Source organism: Olsenella sp. KH1P3 (assembly GCF_900167315.1).
GTDB classification, from domain to species: domain Bacteria; phylum Actinomycetota; class Coriobacteriia; order Coriobacteriales; family Atopobiaceae; genus Olsenella_J; species Olsenella_J umbonata_A.
This window is the reverse complement of record NZ_FUWQ01000004.1, coordinates 166,972-187,670: the sequence shown is the minus strand read 5'-3', so window position 1 is coordinate 187,670 and position 20,699 is coordinate 166,972. Positions and strand designations below refer to the sequence as shown.

Annotated in this window: 12 protein-coding genes and 1 pseudogene; 9 read left to right on the top strand and 4 right to left on the bottom strand. The window is 65.4% G+C overall.

The window, feature by feature from the left end; all coding sequences use genetic code 11:
• Window positions 1–210 precede the first annotated feature (210 nt).
• Window positions 211–1,290 (top strand): annotated as a pseudogene (locus tag B5D13_RS08905) (cation-transporting P-type ATPase); the annotation flags it as partial.
• Between the two features lie 261 nt (window positions 1,291–1,551).
• On the opposite strand, the gene ettA reads toward B5D13_RS08905, so the two are convergent.
• Window positions 1,552–3,231: an energy-dependent translational throttle protein EttA gene (gene ettA, locus B5D13_RS06745; protein WP_078687554.1), complete on the bottom strand. Its 1,680-nt coding sequence runs from the start codon at window positions 3,229–3,231 to the stop codon at window positions 1,552–1,554.
• Between the two features lie 281 nt (window positions 3,232–3,512).
• Between ettA and B5D13_RS06740 the strand changes: the two genes are divergently transcribed.
• The 8 genes from B5D13_RS06740 (at window position 3,513) to B5D13_RS06705 (ending at window position 17,702) form a co-directional block, all read left to right on the top strand.
• Entirely contained in the window at window positions 3,513–4,526 is a 1,014-nt protein-coding gene (locus B5D13_RS06740) for an asparaginase (protein WP_078687580.1), read from the top strand.
• 263 nt (window positions 4,527–4,789) lie between these two features.
• Entirely contained in the window at window positions 4,790–6,451 is a 1,662-nt protein-coding gene (locus tag B5D13_RS06735; protein ID WP_078687553.1) for a putative manganese-dependent inorganic diphosphatase, read from the top strand.
• Window positions 6,452–6,617: 166 nt separating this feature from the next.
• Window positions 6,618–7,715 carry a GGDEF domain-containing protein gene (locus B5D13_RS06730; RefSeq protein WP_143327760.1) on the top strand — a complete coding sequence of 366 codons (1,098 nt, stop codon included), beginning with the start codon at window positions 6,618–6,620 and terminating at the stop codon, window positions 7,713–7,715.
• A gap of 11 nt (window positions 7,716–7,726) precedes the next feature.
• A complete protein-coding gene (locus B5D13_RS06725; RefSeq protein ID WP_078687551.1) occupies window positions 7,727–12,766 on the top strand; it encodes an EAL domain-containing protein in 5,040 nt (1,679 codons plus the stop codon).
• A 2-nt stretch (window positions 12,767–12,768) separates the two neighbouring features.
• Window positions 12,769–13,368: a 5'-deoxynucleotidase gene (yfbR, locus tag B5D13_RS06720; RefSeq protein WP_078687550.1), complete on the top strand. Its 600-nt coding sequence runs from the start codon at window positions 12,769–12,771 to the stop codon at window positions 13,366–13,368.
• Window positions 13,369–13,525: 157 nt separating this feature from the next.
• Window positions 13,526–14,371 carry a tRNA (guanine(46)-N(7))-methyltransferase TrmB gene (locus B5D13_RS06715; protein WP_078687549.1) on the top strand — a complete coding sequence of 282 codons (846 nt, stop codon included), beginning with the start codon at window positions 13,526–13,528 and terminating at the stop codon, window positions 14,369–14,371.
• Between the two features lie 117 nt (window positions 14,372–14,488).
• Window positions 14,489–15,490, top strand: a complete 1,002-nt coding sequence (locus B5D13_RS06710; protein ID WP_078687548.1) for an alpha/beta hydrolase fold domain-containing protein — start codon at window positions 14,489–14,491, stop codon at window positions 15,488–15,490.
• Between the two features lie 166 nt (window positions 15,491–15,656).
• Window positions 15,657–17,702 (top strand): DUF3825 domain-containing protein, encoded by a 2,046-nt coding sequence (locus tag B5D13_RS06705; protein WP_078687547.1) that lies wholly within the window; start codon window positions 15,657–15,659, stop codon window positions 17,700–17,702.
• A gap of 109 nt (window positions 17,703–17,811) precedes the next feature.
• Here B5D13_RS06705 and deoC read toward each other — a convergent pair whose 3' ends face one another.
• The 3 genes from deoC to B5D13_RS06690 all read right to left on the bottom strand — a co-directional run bounded on the left by deoC (window position 17,812) and on the right by B5D13_RS06690 (window position 20,693).
• Window positions 17,812–18,450 carry a deoxyribose-phosphate aldolase gene (deoC, locus tag B5D13_RS06700; RefSeq protein WP_078687546.1) on the bottom strand — a complete coding sequence of 213 codons (639 nt, stop codon included), beginning with the start codon at window positions 18,448–18,450 and terminating at the stop codon, window positions 17,812–17,814.
• Between the two features lie 108 nt (window positions 18,451–18,558).
• On the bottom strand, window positions 18,559–19,260 hold the full coding sequence (locus tag B5D13_RS06695) for a DUF6580 family putative transport protein (RefSeq protein WP_078687579.1): 702 nt from the start codon (window positions 19,258–19,260) through the stop codon (window positions 18,559–18,561).
• Complete coding sequence (locus tag B5D13_RS06690; protein ID WP_078687545.1) at window positions 19,257–20,693, bottom strand: ABC transporter ATP-binding protein; 1,437 nt, start codon at window positions 20,691–20,693, stop codon at window positions 19,257–19,259. Before B5D13_RS06690 ends, B5D13_RS06695 begins: the two co-directional genes overlap by 4 nt.
• Between the last annotated feature and the right edge of the window lie 6 nt (window positions 20,694–20,699).

The window sequence follows — 20,699 nt, the reverse complement described above, 5'->3', positions numbered from 1 at the left end:
AGGAGGTGCCCCCATGCCAGACGGGCCGAGTCACAGTCACAGTCACAGTCGCAACTCATCACGTCAGAACTGCACATGGAGGGGCGCCGCCCATCGGGATGGAGGCGCCCGCCTCGCCTAGGCTGGCTCTCGCCGCCGTAGGCGCGGCCGCATGTAGTGCGCTCCGCTGGTGCCAACAGGCACTTCCCATCCCGGGAAAAGAGGAGGCGCATGACGCTTCGCACCCTCATCCAGAAGACCCCCGCAAGCGCGGGCAAGAACCGTCCGAACGCCCAGGACCAGTGGCTGTGTCATGCCGCGGTCTGCCCCATCGACGAGCTCTTCGTCGAGCTCAACAGCTCTGCCGAGGGCCTCGACTCATCTCAGGTCGACAGCGCCCGCGAGCTCTATGGCGGCAACGCTGTGTCGTCACCCGACAGCAAGCCCGTGTCGCTCAGACTCCTTGCCTCGTTCGCGGACCCCTTCACCTACATCCTCGTGTTCATTGCCGGCGTGTCCGTGCTGACCGACTGGGTGTTCGCCCAGCCGGGAGACAGGAGCATCACCACCCCGGCCATCATCTCGTTCATGATTCTCGCGTCCGGTCTCCTCAGGTTCACGCAATCCGAGCGCAGCACCGTTGCCGCGGCATCGCTCGCCAAGATGATCGAGCCGTGCGCAAACGTCGAGCGCGACGGGGACGGCGGCAACGAGACGGCCGTTGAGCAGATCGTGGTCGGCGATGTCATCCGCCTCTCCTCCGGATGCGTCGCCCACGCCGACATGCGCATCTTCTCGGCTCGCGACCTCTTCGTCAGCCAGGCGTCGCTCACCGGCGAGTCCGACTCCATCGAGAAGCTGCCCTTCCTTTCCGACGCGGGCGAGAAGTGCCCCGTCATCGGCCTTGACGACCTCGTGCTCGCCGGGTCGACCGTCATCTCGGGCCACGGCCGCGGCGTCGTGGTGGCAACGGGCGTCAACACCATGATCGGCGAGATTGCGGGCTCGCTCGCCAGCACGCCACGCAAGACCTCGTTCGACGAGGGCATCTCCTCGGTGAGCAGGCTCCTTGTGGGGCTGATGGCGACCATGGTGCCCATCGTCTTCATCACGTCCGGCATCACCAAGGGGGAATGGGTGGACGCCCTTCTCTACTCCCTCTCCGTCGCCGTCGGGCTCACCCCCGAGATGCTCCCGATGCTCGTCACCTGCTGCCTGGGCAAGGGCGCGGTCGACCTTTCGCGCGACCACGTCATCGTGAAGCGCCTCGACGCCATCCAGGACCTGGGCTCGATCAACGTGCTGTGCTGCGACAAGACGGGCACTCTGACCGAGGACCGCATTGTCCTGGAGCGCCACCTCAACGTCGACGGCGAGGAGGACGAGCGCGTGCTGCGCTTCGCGTACCTCAACAGCAACTACTCGACCGGAGTCAAGAACCTCATCGACCGTGCCATCATCGACTACGCGGGCGGCCGTGGAGCGGGCGAACAGGGCGGCCGCACGCAAAAGGAGCCGGGGCACGCGTCCCGGCTCCTCCTTCATTTCGAGCGAGCTATCCCCCGAGCCGACCTAGTCGCGCGTCAGCTTGCGGTGGATGCGATGCGGACGGGCCGCGTCCGCACCCAGGCGGGCGACGCGGTCCTTCTGGTAGTCCTCGAAGTTGCCCTCGAACCACTTCCAGGCGCCGGGGTTCTCGTCGGTGCCCTCCCACGCGAGGATGTGGGTGCAGATGCGGTCCATGAACCAGCGATCATGGCTCGTGATGACGCAGCAGCCGGGAAACTCCAGGAGGGCCTCCTCCAGCGCCTCGAGGGTCTCGGTGTCGAGGTCGTTGGTGGGCTCGTCCAGAAGCAGCAGGTTGCCGCCCTGCTTAAGGGTGAGGGCCAGGTTCAGGCGGTTGCGCTCGCCGCCGGAAAGGACGCCGGCGCGCTTCTGCTGGTCGGTGCCCTTGAAGCCGAAGGCGCTCACGTAGGCGCGGCTGGGGATCTCCTGCTTGCCGACCATGATGTAGTCGTTGCCGTCCGAGACGACCTCCCAGACGTTCTTCTGGGCGTCGAGGCCCTCGCGGCCTTGGTCGACGTAGGAGAGCTTGACCGACTCGCCCAGCTCGATGGAGCCGGAGCTGACGGGCTCCTGCCCAACGATCATCTTGAACAGAGTCGACTTGCCCACGCCGTTGGGGCCGATGACGCCGACGATGCCGTTGCGCGGCAGGCTGAACGAGAGGTCGTCGATCAGGACGCGGTCGCCGAAGGCCTTGTGCAGGTGGTCGGCCTCGAGGACCTTGTTGCCCAGGCGCGGGCCCACGGGAATGTGGATGTCGGTGTAGTCGACCTTCTCCACACGAGAGGCCTGGGCCTCCATCTCCTCGTAGGCAGCAAGGCGAGCCTTGCTCTTCGCCTGGCGCGCCTTCTGGGAGCTGCGGACCCACTCGAGCTCGGACTTCATCTTCTTGGCGCGCTTGGCGTTCTGCTTGGACTCCATCTCGAGGCGCTTGGCCTTGGTCTCGAGGTAGGTCGAGTAGTTGCCCTCATACGGGTAGAGCGTGCCGCGGTCGACCTCGCAGATCCACTCGGCGACGTTGTCCAGGAAGTAGCGGTCGTGCGTGACCGCCAGAACGGCACCCTGGTAGTTCTTGAGGAACTGCTCGAGCCACAGGACGGACTCCGCGTCCAGGTGGTTGGTGGGCTCGTCCAGGAGAAGAAGGTCGGGGGCCTCGAGCAGCAGCCTGCACAGGGCCACGCGACGGCGCTCGCCACCCGAGAGGTGGGTCACGTCCGCGTCGGGGTCGGGGCACTGGAGGGCATCCATCGCCTGAGAGAGCTGGCTGTCCAGGTCCCAGCCGTTGGCCGCGTCGATCTCGTTCTGCAGCTCGCCCATCTCGGCCATGAGGGCATCGAAGTCCGCGCCGGGCTCGCCCATCTCCTCGCCGATTTTGTTGAAGCGCTCGATCTTGGCCAGAAGATCACCGAACGCCATCTCGATGTTCTCCTTGACCGTCTTCGTCTCGTCGAGAGGGGGCTCCTGCATGAGCATGCCCACGGAGTAGCCGGGGGCAAGGCGGGCCTCGCCGTTGGAGATGTCCTCAATTCCGGCCATGATCTTAAGCAGGGTGGACTTGCCCATGCCGTTAGGGCCGACGACGCCAATCTTGGCGCCGGGGTAGAATCCCATGGTCACGTCGTCCAGCACGACCTTGTCGCCGTGGGCCTTACGGACCTGGTACATCTGATAAATGAACTCAGCCATTAGTCGGAAGCTCCTTTTTTGCGTCGTTGTGGCGCTTACGTTTTCCCATTTTCGTGGGCGCCGACGTGCGGGGCAAGTGCTCCGCGATATAAGCACGAGTATCGCGCGCGACCGTCTGGCCAGCCCCGCGCAACACGGCACCGCCGCGTCGTGCGGCGAGGAAGCAAGAGGCCCTATAATCTCCAACGCACGAACACGAACGCCGCCTTTTTGCGGAATAGCAAGGAGCAACCGTGAGCAAGAACATCCTGCTGATAGCAACCGGAGGGACCATCGCCTCGATGCCCGAGGACTCTGGGCTCGCCCCCGCCCTCTCCGGCAAGGAGCTCGCTGCCTACGTGCCCGAGATCCGCGGCCTGTGCGACGTGAACGTAGTGCAGCCCATGAACATCGACAGCACCAACATGCGCCCCGCCGACTGGCTGCGCATCGCGGAAGAGGTGGAGCGCAGCTACGACGACTACGACGGGTTCGTGATCCTCCACGGTACCGACACCATGGCCTACACCGCCGCCGCGCTCTCCTACCTCATCCAGGGCAGCCGCAAGCCCATCGTGCTCACCGGCTCGCAGCAGCCCATGGCCGCGCCCTTCACCGACGCGCGCCTCAACCTGTACCAGTCTCTTCTCTACGCGACGGACCCTTTGAGCCACGACGTCTCCATCGTCTTCGGCGGCTGCGTCATCGTGGGAACGCGCGCCCACAAGCAGCGCACCATGAGCTTCAACGCCTTCACCAGCGTCAACTACCCGCTGCCCGCCGTCATCCGCAACGACCGCATCGTGCGCGACAGCGCCATGGGCATGTCGATCACGGGCATCCCCGTCGCCACCGCGGGACACGCCGACCTCGACGCGGGCGAGAAGGACCTGCCACGTCCCAAGACGTACTCGTCTCTCAACGAGCGCGTCATCGTGCTGAAGCTCACGCCCGGCCTCACGCCCGAGGTCTTCGCCCTTCTCAAGCCCCACTACGACGCGGTCATCCTCGAGACCTTCGGCATCGGAGGCGTCCCCGAGTACGAGGGGGCGTCCTTCGAGCGCGCCATCTTCGACTGGGTGGACTCGGGACGAAGCATCGTTATGACCACGCAGGTCTCAGAGGAGGGCCTCGACCTGGGTGTGTACGAGGTCGGCCGCGCCTACGCTCAGCACCGTGGCATCCTGAGGGGCGACGACATGACCACCGAGGCGCTGGTTGCCAAGACCATGTGGGCCCTGGGCCAGACGAGCGACCCCGACGAGCTGAGCGAGCTCTTCTACACGCCCATCAACCACGACAGGGCCCCTCGATAGCATCGCCTCGGGCGCCTTGTGCGCGCCACATATGTGGTGATGTTTTGTCAAGCAGCCCTAACATTACCCATGACGTGCTGAAACGCACTTCCCAATATGGCACGTGAGTGGTAAAGGCGCAGGTATTGTGCAAATATGGTCACACTTGGGACACTCGGTCGCCACGGCGTCTGGGGCCCAAGGACCGATGCTCACCGCGCGGTACGGAACACGCAAGCGCATCGCATACCTACCCGCACGAACGTCTACCAGAGGGAGTTCCCATGCCTGAGGCCATCCGCAAGGTTAATGTCATCGGCCACCTGCACCCTGACACGGACAGCATCTGCTCCGCAATCGCCTATGCGTATCTCAAGAACCAGATCAGCGACATCGAGTTCGAGCCGCGTCGCGCCGGCGCAATCAACCGCGAGACCGCCTTCGCGCTCAAGAGCTTCGGCTTCGACGAGCCCGAGCTGATCACGAGCGTCGCCCCGCAGATCAAGGACATCCAGATCTCGCGCCAGCAGGGCATCAGCCGCGAGACCAGCCTCATCACCGCATGGAACCTCATGCGCGACCTCAAGACGGGCACCCTCATCATCACCGACGAGGACAACGACCTCGAGGGCCTCATCACCGTGAGGGACATCGCCAACGCGAACATGGACATCTTCGACTCCGAGGTCCTCTCCAGCTCCCGCACGCACCTCTCCAACATCGTCTCAACCCTCCAGGGCGAGCTCGTCTCCGGAAACCCCGACGGCGTCGTCACCACGGGCAAGATCCGCGTGGGTACCACGCCCGAGATGATGGAGGGCTTCGTCGAGAAGGGCGACGTCGTCCTGGTCACCAATCGCTACGAGACCCAGCGCTTCGCGGTCGAGGCCGGCGCGAGCTGCCTGATCATCTGCAACGGTGCAGGCGTCTCGAGCATCGTCGTCGAGGCCGCCCGCGAGAAGGACTGCACCGTCATCACCACCCCGTACGACACCTACGCCGCCGCTCGCCTCATCTCGATGGCGATTCCCGTGCGCGCCAAGATGCTCGGCAAGGAAAACGTCCTGCACTTCTCGGTCAACACCTCGGTCGACGACGCGCAGAAGGTCATGGCCTCCTCGCAGCACCGCTTCTTCCCCGTGATGGACGAGGACGGCAAGTACATCGGCGTCGTCAGCTCGCCCGACATGCTCAACGTCAACAAGAAGCACGTCATCCTGGTCGACCACAACGAGCGCAGCCAGGCGGTAGACGGCCTTGAGCGCGCCGAGATCATGGAGATCATCGACCACCACCGCATCGGCTCCATCGAGACCTCCGCCCCCGCGTACTTCCGCAACATGCCCGTGGGCTGCACGGCCACGATCATCTACGGCCTCTTCGAGGAGAACGGCGTCGATATTCCCAAGAACATCGCGGGCATCATGCTCTCCGCAATCCTCTCCGACACGCTGGCGTTCCGCTCCCCCACCTGCACTCCCAGGGACAAGATCGTGGGCGAGAAGCTGGCCGAGATCGCCGGCGTCAACGTCGACGAGTACGCCGATGCCATGTTTGACGCGGGCGCCGACCTCACCGGCCGCACCGCCGACGAGGTCTTCAACTCTGACTTCAAGGTCTTCTCGCGTGGCCACGCGCGCTTTGGCGTGGGCCAGGCAAGCTTCATGACCGAGAACAGCCGCAAGGCCGCCGAGGCTCTGGTCGGCCCCTACCTCAAGGACGCCGCCGCGGCCAACGACATCCCGATGGTCTTCTACATGTTCACTGACGTGAAGAGCCAGACCACCGAGATGATGTACTGGGGCGAGAACACCGAGCAGATTGTCTCGCGCACCTTCAACGTCACTCCCGAGAGCGACATCGCCACGCTGCCTGGCGTCGTCAGCCGCAAGAAACAGGTCATTCCGCCACTGATGGCGACTCTGCAGGACATGGACGAGGACTAGTCTCCCCGCGTTCACGTTGAGATAGAGCACGTCCGACAGGGGCGAAGGCCGTTTGGTCTTCGCCCCTTCGCATATGTGAGTAGCGAGGGGGTAGAATGAACTCAAGCTCTCCGTATGTCACGCTCACGCGCACCACCTCGGCGCGCGCCAACGATTGAGGTGGGCCGTGCTCGATCTCCTTAAAGAAAAGCTCTCCTGGTGGTTGTGCCTAAGGCTCGAGCCTGAGGTGCACGCCGACATCAGCCGCATCAACGTACGGAACCTGAGGACCATGGCAGGCATCGTCCTGGCTATCGAGGTCGTCACCCTCGCGATTGCCCTCGGCATGAGGGACACGCTCAACGTAGCGCCCGCGGGGTTCTACAGCGTCGGCATCATGATCGTGATGAGCGCGATAGACCTCTTCGCCGCCGGAAGGGTCCTTCGTCCCAAGCGCATCAATGCCACGGCCGCGTCCGTCCTCTTGGTCGCCACCTTCCTTTTGGCAAGCGCTTGGGGCATCAACGTGTCGCTTCGCCACTACATGACGGGCGACCAGATGCTCACCTTCTACACCGTCCAGTTCTGCTTCGCCTGTTTCATCAGCTCCCCTCCGGTCATCTCACTTCTGCTTACCGGAGGCGCCTTCGCCTGCCTCTACCTGGTGCTGCTCGCAATCAACGGGGCAAACGACATCAACTCCATCAATTACGCCATCTTTGCGACCATCGTCATCCTTGGGTCGATCGCGCGCTACCGCGCCCAGGCCAGCGAGTCGGAGCAGCGCCAAGAGATCGAGTCGCTCAACAAGTCGCTCTTCCACTCCTCCACGCACGACGAGCTCACGGAGACCCTGAACCGCGTCGCGCTACGCAACCACTTCCCCTCGTTCGTGGGTCGCGAGCTCTGCGTCATCATGGTCGACATCGACCACTTCAAGCACTACAACGACAGCTACGGTCACCGCAAGGGAGACGAGATCATCCGCGCCGTGGCCAAGGAACTCGCCGGCACCTTCGCCAACGGCATGACCTTCCGCTACGGCGGAGACGAGTTCCTGATCATCATCCCAATCGAGGGAGGCGACGTTTCCGACATCCGCGAACAGGTCCAGCACTGGGAGAAGAGCGTGACGGACCTCTCGATGAGTGGCGTGGACGAGAAGATCGTCTGCAGCCACGGGCTCGTCCACGGGACGCCCGACAACGCGAGCGACCTTCGCACGATGATCGACGGGGCCGACGCCCAGCTCTACCTTGCCAAGCGCAATCGCTCTGGCGACTAGGACGGTGGCGTATGAAGAAGAACACGCATCCGGACAAGACGGCCGCCTCGCCAAGCGATGGCGCCCCCTTCGTCGGTCCGGGCGAGGCCCGCCGCATCAATCCCGATCCCGACGGCATGCCCGGTGGCTTCTTCGTCTATCAGGCCGAAGGCGAAAAGAGGGTCGTCTACGCGAACGACTACGTCCTCAAGCTCTTCGGCTGCGAAGACGAGCGTGAGTTCGCGGGGCTGACGGGCAACACGTTTCCCGGCATGGTGCACGAGGACGACCTGGCAACGGTCGAGGGCGACATCGCCAACCAGATTCGAGCTGGCCAGGGCGGCTTCAACCACGTGACCTACCGAATCCGCACCAAGTCGGGCGAGGTCGCCTACGTCGAGAACTTTGGAAGACTGGTCCACGACGCGGACGAGGGAGACCTCTTCTACGTGTTTTTGGCCGACTCCAAGATCAGGTTCCTGACCCACACGAAGGACCGTGTGACCAAGCTCCTTGGCATGCAGCGCTTCCTCGAGCTCGCCCACGACGCGCACGAGGCCACGCTTCTTGTCGGCCGACAGCAGGATTCCGACACCATGGCCCACTCAAAACCGCGAGCCATCAGGTCCCTGAGCGGGCCGACCCCCCAGTTCTTCGGTGGCCCGAAGCGCGACAGCCCCACCGGCGAGGCGATCGCCTTCTTCAACCTGGTCAACTTCAAGCTCTACAACTCGATCTACGGCATCAAGGCCGGAGACGAGTGCCTCTTCACCGTCGCGCAGACCCTCAGGGAGGAGTTTGCCGACGGCTCGTTGGTCTCGCGCTTCTCGGATGACCACTTTGCCGTCTACACCAAAGGCGATAGACTCCAGGTCGAGGCCGCGACCGAGCGCGTCCACAAGCGGGTCGCCTCGAGCTACAAGAGCTTCAGCCTCCAGGTCAAGGCAGGCATCTATCTGCTCACCAGCGACCGGAACGTCTCCATCAGCGAGGCAAGCGACCTGGCGCGCATGGCCTGCAACAGCATCAAGGCGGATCCCCTTCGCCACGTGCTGACCTACGGGCCCGAGCTCAAGCGCATCACCGAGCTGCGCAAGCACCTGGTCGAGAACCTCGAGTCCGCAATAGAGACGGGGCTGATAGAGGTCCACTACCAGCCCCAGATCCGTACGCTCTCGGGCAAGCTCTGCGGCGTCGAGGCCCTCACCCGCTGGCGAGACCCCGAGTTCGGGCTCATCACCCCGGACACCTTCGTGCCCGTGCTGGAGGAGGCGAACCTCTCGTACAAGCTCGACACCTTCGTCATCCGTCACGTCTGCCAGTCGCTTCGCAGGCACCTGGACGAAGGGCGCGAGCCCGTCGCCGTCTCGTTCAACCTCAGCCGCGTCGACTTCATCTCGTGCGACCCCCTCGAGGTGCTCGAGGATGCCGTCAGGACCTACGGCGTCCCGCGCGACATGCTCCACGCCGAGGTGACCGAGTCCATCGCCATGCGCGACGAGACCCGCATCAAGGTGGCCATCGAGCGCTTCCACGAGATGGGCTACCAGATCTGGATGGACGACTTCGGCAGCGGGTACTCGTCGCTCAACGTCCTCAAGGACTACGACTTCGACGTCATAAAGATCGACATGGCCTTCCTCTCCAACCTGAGCGCCCGCGCGCGCCAGATCCTCACGTCCACGGTCGACATGGCAAAGCGCCTGGGCATCCAGACGCTCGCGGAAGGCGTCGAGACCGAGGAGCAGCTCGCCTTTCTCAGGAGCATCGGCTGCGAAAAGATCCAAGGCTACTTCTATGGAAGGCCGCTCCTTCCCGACAGGCTCGACCAGCACCTTCGAAACCTGGGCATGATCCACGAGACGGGCGCCGAGTCCCACTTCTGGGACAAGGTCGGGACCATAAACCAGATCACCGACCAGTCCCTGGCGATCGTCGACGACGACGGCAGGCACTTCAAGATCATCTTTGCGAACGAGGGGTTCCTCGAGGCGCTCCGGAGCAAGGGGACCGACAGCATCGCCAAGGCAAACGAGAACCTCTCGTCGCCCTACTACCTCAACCGGGTAAAGTTCCGCGAGTTCTCGCAGCGTCCCATCGCCACCCATCGGGAGGAGACGTTCAACTACGTCGACAATGGTAACTACCTGCGCCTGAACATCCGCGTAATCGCAACGCTGGGCGAGCGTCGCGTCTACCGCTGCTCGCTCTACAACATCACCTACGACACAAACCAGCGCGAGAGCTCGCGCATGGACCTGGCCATCCGCAACATCTCCTCGCTCTACGACAGCATCCTCGAGATCGACTTCGAGGCCGACTGCGTGACCACCATCGTCTCGAACCTCGCGAAGGACTCGCCCGGCGAGCGGCGCCACGGCATCATCCGCCTCGCGGAAGACTACTCGCACAGCTTCATCCACCCCGACGACCGCGAAGCCTACTGGAAGTTCATGGCCCCCGGAACCATGGCGGAGCGCGTCGCCTTCGCAAACGCGGGATTCACCTCGGCGGTCTTCCGCGTGCGCGGAACCGGCGGCAGCTGGCGCTGGAGGGAGTTCGTCCTCATCCCCCTTCCCAACACGGGAAACCTGCGTTACCTCTACGCCATCAGGCTGGCGGCGCTGGAGTTCCAGAGCCATCCCGGCGAGGCGCTCGAGCGCCTCTCGGCAGACTACTCCCCCACGTCCGGACTGAGCACCGACAGCATTAGGACCGAAAGCATCTGGGGCACGCTCATCGAGTCCTCGGGCCTCAAGTTCTTCTGGAAGGACGACAGGCGACGCTTCCAGGGCGCAAGCTGGTCGTTCCTTCACTACTTCGGGCTCAAGACCGTCAACGAGATCCTCAACAAGACAGACGAGGAGATGTTCTGGCACGTGGCGGACGCGCCCTTTCACTCCGACGAGGACGCCGTGCTCCTCAGGGGAGAGGTCGTGCGCGGCGCCCATGGCCAGTGCATCGCGCGCGGCGTGCTGCGCGACATCGTCGCATACAAGTACCCCATTCACGAGCGCGGCCGCATCGTCGGCCTCGTGGGCTTCTTCGTGGAGGCGGGGGAGCTCGCCGACAAGTCCCACGCCAAGAACCTGCTGGTTGACAAGGTGACCGGCGGCATGAACGACAACGGCATCGCGACCACCATCGTTCGCATGGACGAGGAGTTCCACCGAGAAGGAATCGACTACTCGATCGTCGTGCTCGACGTCCCCGAATACAGCCGCATCTACCACACCTATGGCGAGAAGGTCGCCCAGACCCTGCTGCGGGAGGTCCACCACGCGATAGAGGGCTCTTCTCCCAGGAGCTCGACCATCGGTCGCCTCACGGGCGGCAAGTTCGTCGTGATGTTCAAGGGAACGGCGCGCGAGGCGGAGGACGGCGTGGTGGACGGCATGCTCGCGGCCGTGCACGCCATACACAGGGTGGACGGGTACCCCTGCACGGTTTTCGCGAACTACGCGCTCATCAAGGGGTCGGAGGCGCGCAGCCTCAAGGAGCTCGAGCACATAGCGGTCGACCGCCTCTCCCGCGCCAAGGATCTCGAGCTCGTACGCAGGTCCTTCACCGGCGACATCCTCACGGTCGAGATGAGCAAGCTCGACACGCTCGAGGCGGCCCTCTACATCTGCGACGCCAAGAGCTACGAGATCGTCTTCGCCAACGAGTTCGCCCGTCGCGAGTTCGGAATCGAAAGGAGCACGCCACTTCGCGGCCTCAAGTGCTACAAGGTGTTTGGCGGCTCCAAGGACATCTGTCACTTCTGCTCCTCCCCATCCCTCTCGCGCAAGCGCTTCCACCACTCGCACTTGCACAACCACCAGACCGGAAAGGACTACACCACCTTCGAGACGCTCATGCCCTGGAACGGCAAGCCCTACCGCGTCACCCTCGCCCTATGCACGTCCGACCTGGTCGCCGAGGCAGAGCGCAGGGCAAGCCTGCTGTACGTCGAGCATTCCATCAACGACATGCTCTCCGTCGCGCTCAGCGAGCCCGACCCCAACGACGGGCTCGACCGCATGCTCGAGATGCTCGGCGACCTGAGCGACGCGCGCCACGCCTTCATCTTCGAGGACGACGAGATGGGGCTGACGTCGAACACGTACGAGTGGTGCGCTGCGGGGCAGCCCTCAAGGATCTCCGAGTTCCAGCAGGTGCGCTTTGGGTTCTCGGACTCGTGGACGGCGCTGCTCTCCGACGGCGGGCTCATCGTGATCGAAGACCCCGCCCACGACGAGCGCCTGAGCGACAAGGCGCGAGAAGAGCTCGTCAGCCAGCGGGTCGACAACCTCGTGGCCGCACGGCTGTTCCAAGACGCGAGGCCCATAGGCTTCCTAGGCATCGAGGGCGTCGCGGCAGGAAAGATCGAAGTGACCGAGCTGTTCATGCGCATCGCAGCGGCCTTCACGTCAATCCTCCTCAGGAACCGCAACACCATGGAGCGGCTCAACTCGATCAGCACGCACGACCCCCTGACCGGAACGATGAACCGCCGCGCGTTCACCACCTTCATGCGTGGGCTGACGGTTGCGGGCGGGTTCGCGCTGGTATACGGAGACCTCAACGGCCTCAAGGAAACAAACGACGTCCTGGGGCACGACGCCGGAGACGCCCTGATCGAGCGCGCGGCGCGCGTGCTCGAGAAGCGCTTCGGGACCGAGTTCGTCTTTCGCATGGGTGGCGACGAGTTCGTCGCGTACGTCGAGATGTCCGGGCCCGACAAGGTCGACGCGCTTCTCGCCTCGCTGCGCCAGGAGTTCAGGGAGAGAGGCGTGAGCATCGCGCTCGGCTGCGTGTGGAAGGGGTCCTACGACGGTGACTACGAGGGGCTCATCAGCGAGGCCGACCGCCGCATGTACCTCGACAAGCGCTACATTCACGAGCACGAGCCGACGGGGATCCTGCCCATCCTCTCGCCCGAGGACGCCGACGCAAGGGCGGCGGGCAATGCGGCTACGATAGGGAAAGGCGCAACTACGAGCGGCTCCGACCTCCCCGGGGAACCGTGCGGGGAGGGGACGCCATCCGACGAGGGCCGCAACGACCAGGCGGCCGACAAAGGGGTGTAACCATGAGCGAGCAGTCGAGCTTTTTTGCCGTCGTGTCCAGAATGAAGTACATCGAGCGCTGGGCCTTGATGCGCAACGCCCGGCCCGAGAACCTGAGCGAGCACTCGCTCGAGGTCGCCGTGATCGCACACGCCCTCGCGACCATCGGAAACGTTCGCCACGGCAGAAAGCTGGATGCCGACAGGGCTGCGCTCATCGGGCTGTTCCACGACACGACCGAGATCGTGACCGGCGACATGCCCACGCCCGTCAAGTACGCGAACGGCACGATCCGCGACGCCTACAAGGACGTGGAGGACCAGGCCGCGCACCGGCTCCTGAGCGGCCTGCCCGAGGACCTTCGCCCCACCTACGAGGCAATCTACTTCGGCGCCGACGACGAGGACGACGCGTACCTGCGCAAGCTGGTCAAGGCGGCCGACAGGATATCGGCCCTCATCAAGTGCGTGGACGAGCGTCAGTCGGGCAACCGGGAGTTCTGGCGCGCCGAGCAGGGCTGCCGCAGCAAGGTAGAGCAGATGGCCGCGACCTGCCCCGAGGTGCGCGACTTCATGGACGAGTTCCTCCCCTCGTACGGGGAGACCCTCGACGAGCTGCTGTAGGCAGCGCGGCGCATCCGAACGGCAGGGCATCCGCCGTGTGAACGACCCGCTCCGCAGGTGAAGGTACAGGGTAGCTTTGATGCCAGGCGTCGTCCCGCAGCTGGGGCGACGCTATACTTTTGCGCGCATTCACGTCCGTCATCACGAAAGGCACCCCATGCACGCTCTTCACGCCCGCCTCCCCAAGCACTTTGTCCTGGAGGAGCGCCTCGAGCGCTATGCCGACGCCATCGAGGCTGCGCCCGCAAGCTACGCGGGAGTCTGGGCCGAGGCCTGCAGGCCCCTGGACGCAGAGGGGGCCGCGCGCTTCTCTGAGGTCCGCCTGGACATGGGCTGCGGCAAGGGGGCCTTCACCGTCGAGGCGGCCGCAAGGGAGAAGGACGTGCTCTTCGTCGGCATCGACTTCGAGCCCATCTGCATCGCCTACGCCGCCCAAAAGGCCGTCGAGTCCGGCCTAGACAACGTGGTGTTCTGCCCGGGCATCTCGGACAAGCTGGGAGACTACTTCGCCGCGGGAGAGGTCTCGCGCATATACCTGAACTTCCCCACCCCCTTCCCCCGCAAGAAGGAGGCAAGGCAGCGCCTGACCTACCTGGATAACCTGCTGCGCTACCGCCAGATTCTGGCACCCGGTGGCACCGTCCTATTGAAGACCGACAGCTACCCGCTCTGGCACTTCTCGCAGACGCAATTCGCCCTGGCGGGCTACGACGTGAGCTGGGAGTCGACCGACGCGCGTGCCGAGCGCCCCGACGACCCCATGAGCTGGTACGAGGAGCGCCTCTCCGCCGAGGGCGCGAAGGTCTTCGCGATCGAGGCGGCCGCCGGCGAGGAGCCCGCCAGAAACGAGGAGGGCGTCGTCGAGCAGACCGAACCCCTGAGCCTGATCGACTACCTCCCCGAGGACCTCTCGACGATGAAGTACGTCCCCCACGGCATGCAGGGAACCATCACCAACCTGCGCAACCTCGAGAAGAAGGGCAACTACAACCGTCACCTGTAGGGACGCCGACGGGGGCGGCGGCCAAGCCCCGCTTGTCCAATATGGCGCCGCGGGCGCAATTTTGACCCTCGCTTGGGTAGACTTCTACGTATCCGTCTCTGGAGATTGGAGCAGAACGTGAAGAAGTCCACGAAGGCGATCCTCGCAACCACCGGCGCAACGCTTGGCGCCGCAGTAGCTGGCGCCGGCTTCGAGCTTTGGTCGAGGACCAGGTTCGGCCGCTCCGGCATCGCAACCGCCGCAGAGGGCGTCTGGCGCCTCTCGGGCGTCCGTCGCAACACCCTGGGCCGCGACCTCGGTCGCTACGACGACTTTGTCGAGAAGAACCGCGCCGTGAACGAGCAGGAGTACCACCTGCCCGGCTGGATGGGCATGAAGTCGGTCGTCTTCGAGGAGACCCGTGACGGCATGAAGACCTTCCATGTGGGAACCACGGGCAAGAACAAGCACGCCATCCTCTACCTGCACGGCGGAGCCTACGTCCAGCAGATCTCGCCCTTCCACTGGCAGATGATCGACAAGCTCTGCGTCGAGACCGAGGCAGAGGTTGTCGTCCCCATCTACCCCCTCGCGCCCGCGCATGACTACGACGAGGCCTACTCCCTGCTAACCGACCTGTACGAGGGGATGTGCGACCGCTACGGCGCCGACGCCATCACCATCATGGGCGACTCGGCCGGCGCGGGACTCGCGGCCGGCATGGCGGAGACCTTCTCGCACTACAAGCTCGAGCAGCCGGCCCACCTGGTGCTCATCTCGCCCATCGTCGACCTCTCGATGCGCAACCCCGACATTCACGACTTCTTCGACCGCGACCCGATGCTCGCACCCTGGGGCCTGGCGCAGCTGGGTGACCTGTGGGCTGATGGCGACGACATCTGCGACCCACGCCTGTCGCCCATCTACGGAGACGTGAGCGATCTCAAGAACGTCACCATCTTCACCGGCACCCGGGAGATCTTCTACCCTGACGCCATCAAGTTCGCCGAGAAGCTCAAGGACGCGGGCGTTACCTGCGACCTCAGGGTCGGCCAGGGAATGAACCACGACTGGCCCCTCTACCCCATTCCCGAGGCGAAGGAAGCCATCAGCCAGATGGTTCAGGTCGTCGTGGCCTAGCAGTCAGACACCATCTCATACGTGCGAGCCCCCTGCGGGGCCCGCGGCCGCAGGGGGGGCGCATGGCTGGCGCCCCCTTCGCATCGCGCGGTCGCACGCCGGCCCGCACAAAGCACTCGCCCCCCCCGCGCCCCGTACGCATCGCTCATAGAAAGGTCGTCCACCCATGCCCAAGATTACGCCCGGCAACCGTCTGTACTTCTACCAGCTCTTCCAGAGGGAGATCGGCACGGGCAAGCAAGAGCGCGTCGCACGCTTTGAGGAGGTTCTCGAGGCGGACGGGGTGAGCGCGCAAGACTGCGACTGCGAGGACACCTCGCAGCTGCTGGAAAACCTGGGCGAGTTCGTCAAGCTGACCGTCTTCAAGAAGGGTCGCGTGTTCGCCACGCTCATGGCAAACGCCGACCTCGACGCCGCGCTGGCCAAGGCAGCGCGGCCAGCGGGCGACTCCAGCGCGAAGTCGGGCAAGTCGTGGAAGAAAAAGAAGTCCGGCAAGGTTCCCAAGCCGGCAAAGCCGCATCACAAGGAAGGGCGCAAGGCGCGCCGCGACGACGAGGCACAAGGGAGCGCCTCCCCCAAGACCGAGACACAGCCGGGACCCGCAAAGGACATGCCGGTGCCCCAGGGGAAGAGCATGGCCCGCGATCCCGCACGCGAGCCTGCCACTGCAGCGCCCGAGCCTGCTGCGACGGCCGAGGAGCCCGCGACCCGCGCCGAGGAGGTTCGTCCCCACGCGCAGGAGAAGTGCGTCGAGGCACCCATGGCCGGCATCAAGCTCACCATCACCTACGACCCGCGCGGCATGGAGCCCGAGGCTCCCAGGGAGGGGCTCGCACCCGCGGCGTCTGACGCAACCGTTGCCGACAAGGCCCCCGCTCCCGCACAGGAAGCTGACGGGCAGACAGGGCCGAGCCCTTCTGGCCCTGCTGCGGCCGCACCCCAGGATCTCACGGCAAAGGAGGCCGTCGCCTCCGGCGCAAGCGCGCCCGAACCCACAGAAAACCGCTTTGAGCCGATCGCAGGCCTCGGGACCGTCCCTCCCATCGAGGAGCCCATCGCGAACCAGGCGGGCTTCCCCCAGAGCATCGAGCGCGACGTCCACTGCAAGGACGCCGTGCTGGGGCTCCTCTACCAGATGCTGCCACTGGATGCCGACCCCATCAAGACGATGGACGAAGACTGGCTGGTCGCACGCTCGACCACGAAGCTCAGGGGCAGCCGCTCGGAGGTCACCTTCCCCCTGCACTTTCTTCACGCGCAGGACGGCTCGCCCATCGAGGTCACCATCGCCCACGCGGCGCGTTCCGCGTCGGGAAAGCGCTGGGAGCTGACGCAGGTGGACGGCCACGACGGCAGCGACGCGCCCCAGCCGCCCGCACGCGAACCGATCCGCGAGGCCGCATGGCCGTGGCGCGACCTGTTCGGCAGGGGGTGCGGCCAGGAGGTCGACCCCGAGCGCAAGCTCCAGAGCATGCTTCAGGTCGGCCCGTGGGAGAAGTGCCTGAAGGCGCTCGCCGAGGTTTGCGCCCCCGAGCGCTGGGACATCCAGGAGGGTGACCGCGCCATCCTGAGATCCCACCTCGTCACCAACGCGCTTCTGGCCTTTGCCCAGGACAAGCTTGTCGCGAGCGCGGACGAAACGTTCGCGAGCTTTGACACCGGGCTCGTCTCGCCTTTGGGAATGCCCGTGTATGCCCTCCTAACCCGGCGCCCGGTCAAGCCGTTCTGGCGCCTGGAGAGCTTTGGCACGACGGACACGGCAAGTGTCTCCCAAAGGCTGAGCGCGCTGGAAGTGCTTCCCCAGCACGTCAGCTACCCGCAGCGACTCGAGGACCTCGTTCTGCGCGCGGACGCGAGCGTGGACTACAACGCCGGCAAGCTGCTGGAGGCGGCGCTGCGCGTCGACGCGAGTCTCGCCGAGCGCGGCCTGGACGAGTCGGCCCTCTCCGCAGCTGTTGAAGCGAGTCTTGCGCGGGCGCGCTCGAGCTGGCGCCTTGCCGCCGCGACTCGAAACCCCGCAGGAGACCAGAGCGCCTTCCTTCTGCCGCTGTGCCCCTTCGGCGGCACGAGGACGGAGCTGGCGCTGGTGGTCGCGCCAAAGGGCGGGGACTATGTCGCAGGAGGCGTAGTGAGCCTGGCGGCGGCCCGTGCGGCCGCGCGACCGTACTGCGCCGACCTGCCCGGCTGGCTTGAGGCGACGCCCACTCGGTAGGACCCGGCATCCCGAGCACACCCGATGGCAAGGGGGGGTCGTCCCGCTTCGCGCGAGACGACCCCCCTTGCCTTTTTTCCTTACGGCACCCGGACGCCCAGCCACCAACCTATGCGCAGATTGCAATCGACGCGGAGGCGCCAATGCGGTCGGCTCCCGCCTCGATCATGGCAAGGGCCTCCTCCTTGGTGTGAATGCCACCCGCGGCCTTGATCTTTAGGCGACCGCCCACGGTCTTCTTCATGAGCTCGACGTCGTGGATGGTTGCGCCACCCGTGCTGAAGCCGGTTGAGGTCTTCACGAACGCGGCGCCCGCGGCCTCGGCACACTTGCAGGCACGCACGATCTGGTCATCGTCGAGCAGGCAGCACTCGAGGATGACCTTGACGGGGCGTCCCTGGGCGGCCTCGACCACGGCCTTGATGTCGCGCGTGCAGTAGTCGTCGTCACCGGAGAGGAGCTTGCCCACGTTGAGGACCATATCGATCTCGGTCGTGCCATCGGCGACGGCCTGCTTGGCCTCGGCGACCTTGCCCGCGGTGGAGCAGGCGCCCAGCGGGAAGCTGATGCAGGTGGTGATGCCAACGCCCGACCCTTCGAGAACCTCGGCGGCAATCTTGGTCCAGCAGCCGTTGATGCTGACCGTCTTGAAGCCGTGCTCGCGGGCCTCGTCGCAGAGCGCGCGCATCTGGTCCTCCGTGGCGTTCTGCTTGAGGAGGGTGTGGTCCATGTACTGGTTCAAGTCCATCGTGCGATTCCTTCTCTCTGGTCAAAAGGTGGGTAATCGTTTACTCTTAACACGCAGCTCAGTCTAGACGCATCACCCCATTGCGTCAAGCGATCCGATGGCGCACGGCTAGCCAAGGCCGTACTTCGCAACCACGCGTCGAATCGACCTTCCCCACGGCAGCCAGATGGCCAGCAGAAAGCCCACCGTGGAGACGCCATGCAGCACGTCGAGCGGAAGGCCGGCGGCAAACGCCGCGAGCACGGGCGCCCACTCGAGCGGACGGACGAAGCCCAAAACGTGCCAGCCGTTGAGGATGAGGCCATAAAGCAGCGCCGAACAGAAGCCGTACGCGCAGAGGGCCGGTCGGCTGTCGAGGGCATGGTGGTCGGAAAGCACGCCGGCCAGGTAGCCAACCAGGCCCCACGCGTACATCTGCAGCGGCGTCCAGGCCCCCTGCCCAAAGAAGAAGTTCGAGACCAGAGCGGCAAGTGCGCCGACCATGAAGCCGCAGCGGCGTCCCAGAGTCGCGCCGGCGACGATGGCAATGGCCGAGACGGGCTTCACGTCGGGAAGCGGTGCGAAGGCCACGCGTCCGGCCGCGGCGACGGCCGCCAGTGTCGCAGTGGGCATGACCTGGCGAAGCGTGGGACGGCTCCTCTCGAACGAGCGGAAGAACAGCCCCAGGCAGAACAGGGCGACGAGCAGCACCAGACCCGCGGTCGCCTCGACTTGAAGGTACGCGCAGCAGAGCATCGCCACGAGGGGGACCAGAAGCAGAAGCGGCCCGAGGCGGTCGAGCGCAGAGGGATTCGCGCGTGGCTCGCTCATGCGCCCCACACCCAAGACTCGTCGAAGAAGCTCCGGGCATCCTGGGTCAGGGATACCTGACCGTCGAACAGCAGCGAGCAGCTGGTGGCGACCGCCCTCGCGAAGGCGACGTCGTGGGTCGCGACGAGCACCGCGCAACCGGAGCGCGCGGCATCGCGAACGCGGGTCGCGACAAGGACGCGCGCGGCATCGTCCAGCCCCTTGGTCGGCTCGTCGAGCAGCAGAAGCCGAGGGCGCGTGAGCAGGACCTTCGCAAAGGCCAGAAGCTGCTGCTGGCCACCTGAGAGGTCGTAGGGATGGCGACCGAGCGCCGACGCGAGGCCGAGCGCCGAGGCCAGGGCGAGCGCCTCGTCGCGCCCGTAGCCGGAGGCCGACCACTCCATCAGCTCCGCCTCGACGGTCTCGCGCGACAGCAGGGCCTTGGGAGACTGCGGCAGGTAGGCCTGCGAGCGAGAGAGGGCGTTGCTCAGACGCCCGCGCTGCAGACGCGCGATTCCGGCAACGGCCATGAGCAGCGTCGACTTGCCCGAGCCGTTCCCGCCCACGAGGGCGCGCACTTCTCCCGCGCGCAGCGACAGATCTGCCGAGCGCAGCACCCAGCGGCCATCGCGCTCGTAGCGGTACCACGCGTCGCCCAGGCTGACCCTAAGCTCACCGGAAGGCTCCGCCAGCCCATCGTCGCCAATGCGGCCGAGAAGGCCATGCCCCCCGCGCAGGGAGCCGAGCTCCACCTGGCGGGGCGCCCCGCCCTCCATGCGGAAGGCGGTCGTGGCGTAGTCGACCATCGCCTGGGGGGCGTGCGTGGCCACGACCACGGTCACGCCCAGCTCGCGATTGACCCTGAACAGCAGGGAGAGGAAGCTCTTCTCGGCAACGGGGTCGAGCATCGAGGTCGGCTCGTCCAGAAGCAGGAGGCGTGGGCGCATCACGAGCGCCGAGGCGAGGGCGAGCAGCTGGCGCTGGCCGCCGGACAGCTCGGCACAGCGTGCGTGGAACCACGGCTCGATGCCAAAGAAGTAGCAGGTCTCGGCTATTCGCCGGCGCATCTGGTCCTGGGGGACGCCGAGGTTCTCGAGGCCGAAGGCAAGCTCGTGACACACGCTGTCACACACGATCTGGTTGTCGGGACTCTGGAACACGTAGCCGACCGAGCGCGCGGAGGCCATGGGGTCGAGCTCGTGCACGTCGCGCCCCAGCACGCGGACGGTGCCGCGCATGCTCCCCTCGGGGGCGATCTCGGGCTTGCACAGGCGCATGAGCGTGGTCTTGCCCGAGCCCGTGTCGCCCACCAGCAGCACGAACGCGCCTTGCGGGACGGTCAGGCTCGCGGAGCAGATGACGGGCTCCGGCGACGGTGCGACCTCGGCTGCGGCATAGGAGAAGCCCAAGCCGTCCAACTGGAGCGCGGGGACTTCCCCGCGGGACGATGCCACGTTTTC

What these genes read in the sequence shown, in the direction of transcription:
- ettA (WP_078687554.1), bottom strand. Translation starts at nt 3,231, where the DNA reads ATGGCTGAGTTCATTTATCAGATGTACCAGGTCCGTAAGGCCCACGGC.
- B5D13_RS06740 (WP_078687580.1), top strand. Translation starts at nt 3,513, where the DNA reads ATGCCCGAGGACTCTGGGCTCGCCCCCGCCCTCTCCGGCAAGGAGCTC.
- B5D13_RS06735 (WP_078687553.1), top strand. Translation starts at nt 4,790, where the DNA reads ATGCCTGAGGCCATCCGCAAGGTTAATGTCATCGGCCACCTGCACCCT.
- B5D13_RS06725 (WP_078687551.1), top strand. Translation starts at nt 7,727, where the DNA reads ATGAAGAAGAACACGCATCCGGACAAGACGGCCGCCTCGCCAAGCGAT.
- yfbR (WP_078687550.1), top strand. Translation starts at nt 12,769, where the DNA reads ATGAGCGAGCAGTCGAGCTTTTTTGCCGTCGTGTCCAGAATGAAGTAC.
- B5D13_RS06715 (WP_078687549.1), top strand. Translation starts at nt 13,526, where the DNA reads ATGCACGCTCTTCACGCCCGCCTCCCCAAGCACTTTGTCCTGGAGGAG.
- B5D13_RS06705 (WP_078687547.1), top strand. Translation starts at nt 15,657, where the DNA reads ATGCCCAAGATTACGCCCGGCAACCGTCTGTACTTCTACCAGCTCTTC.
- deoC (WP_078687546.1), bottom strand. Translation starts at nt 18,450, where the DNA reads ATGGACTTGAACCAGTACATGGACCACACCCTCCTCAAGCAGAACGCC.
- B5D13_RS06695 (WP_078687579.1), bottom strand. Translation starts at nt 19,260, where the DNA reads ATGAGCGAGCCACGCGCGAATCCCTCTGCGCTCGACCGCCTCGGGCCG.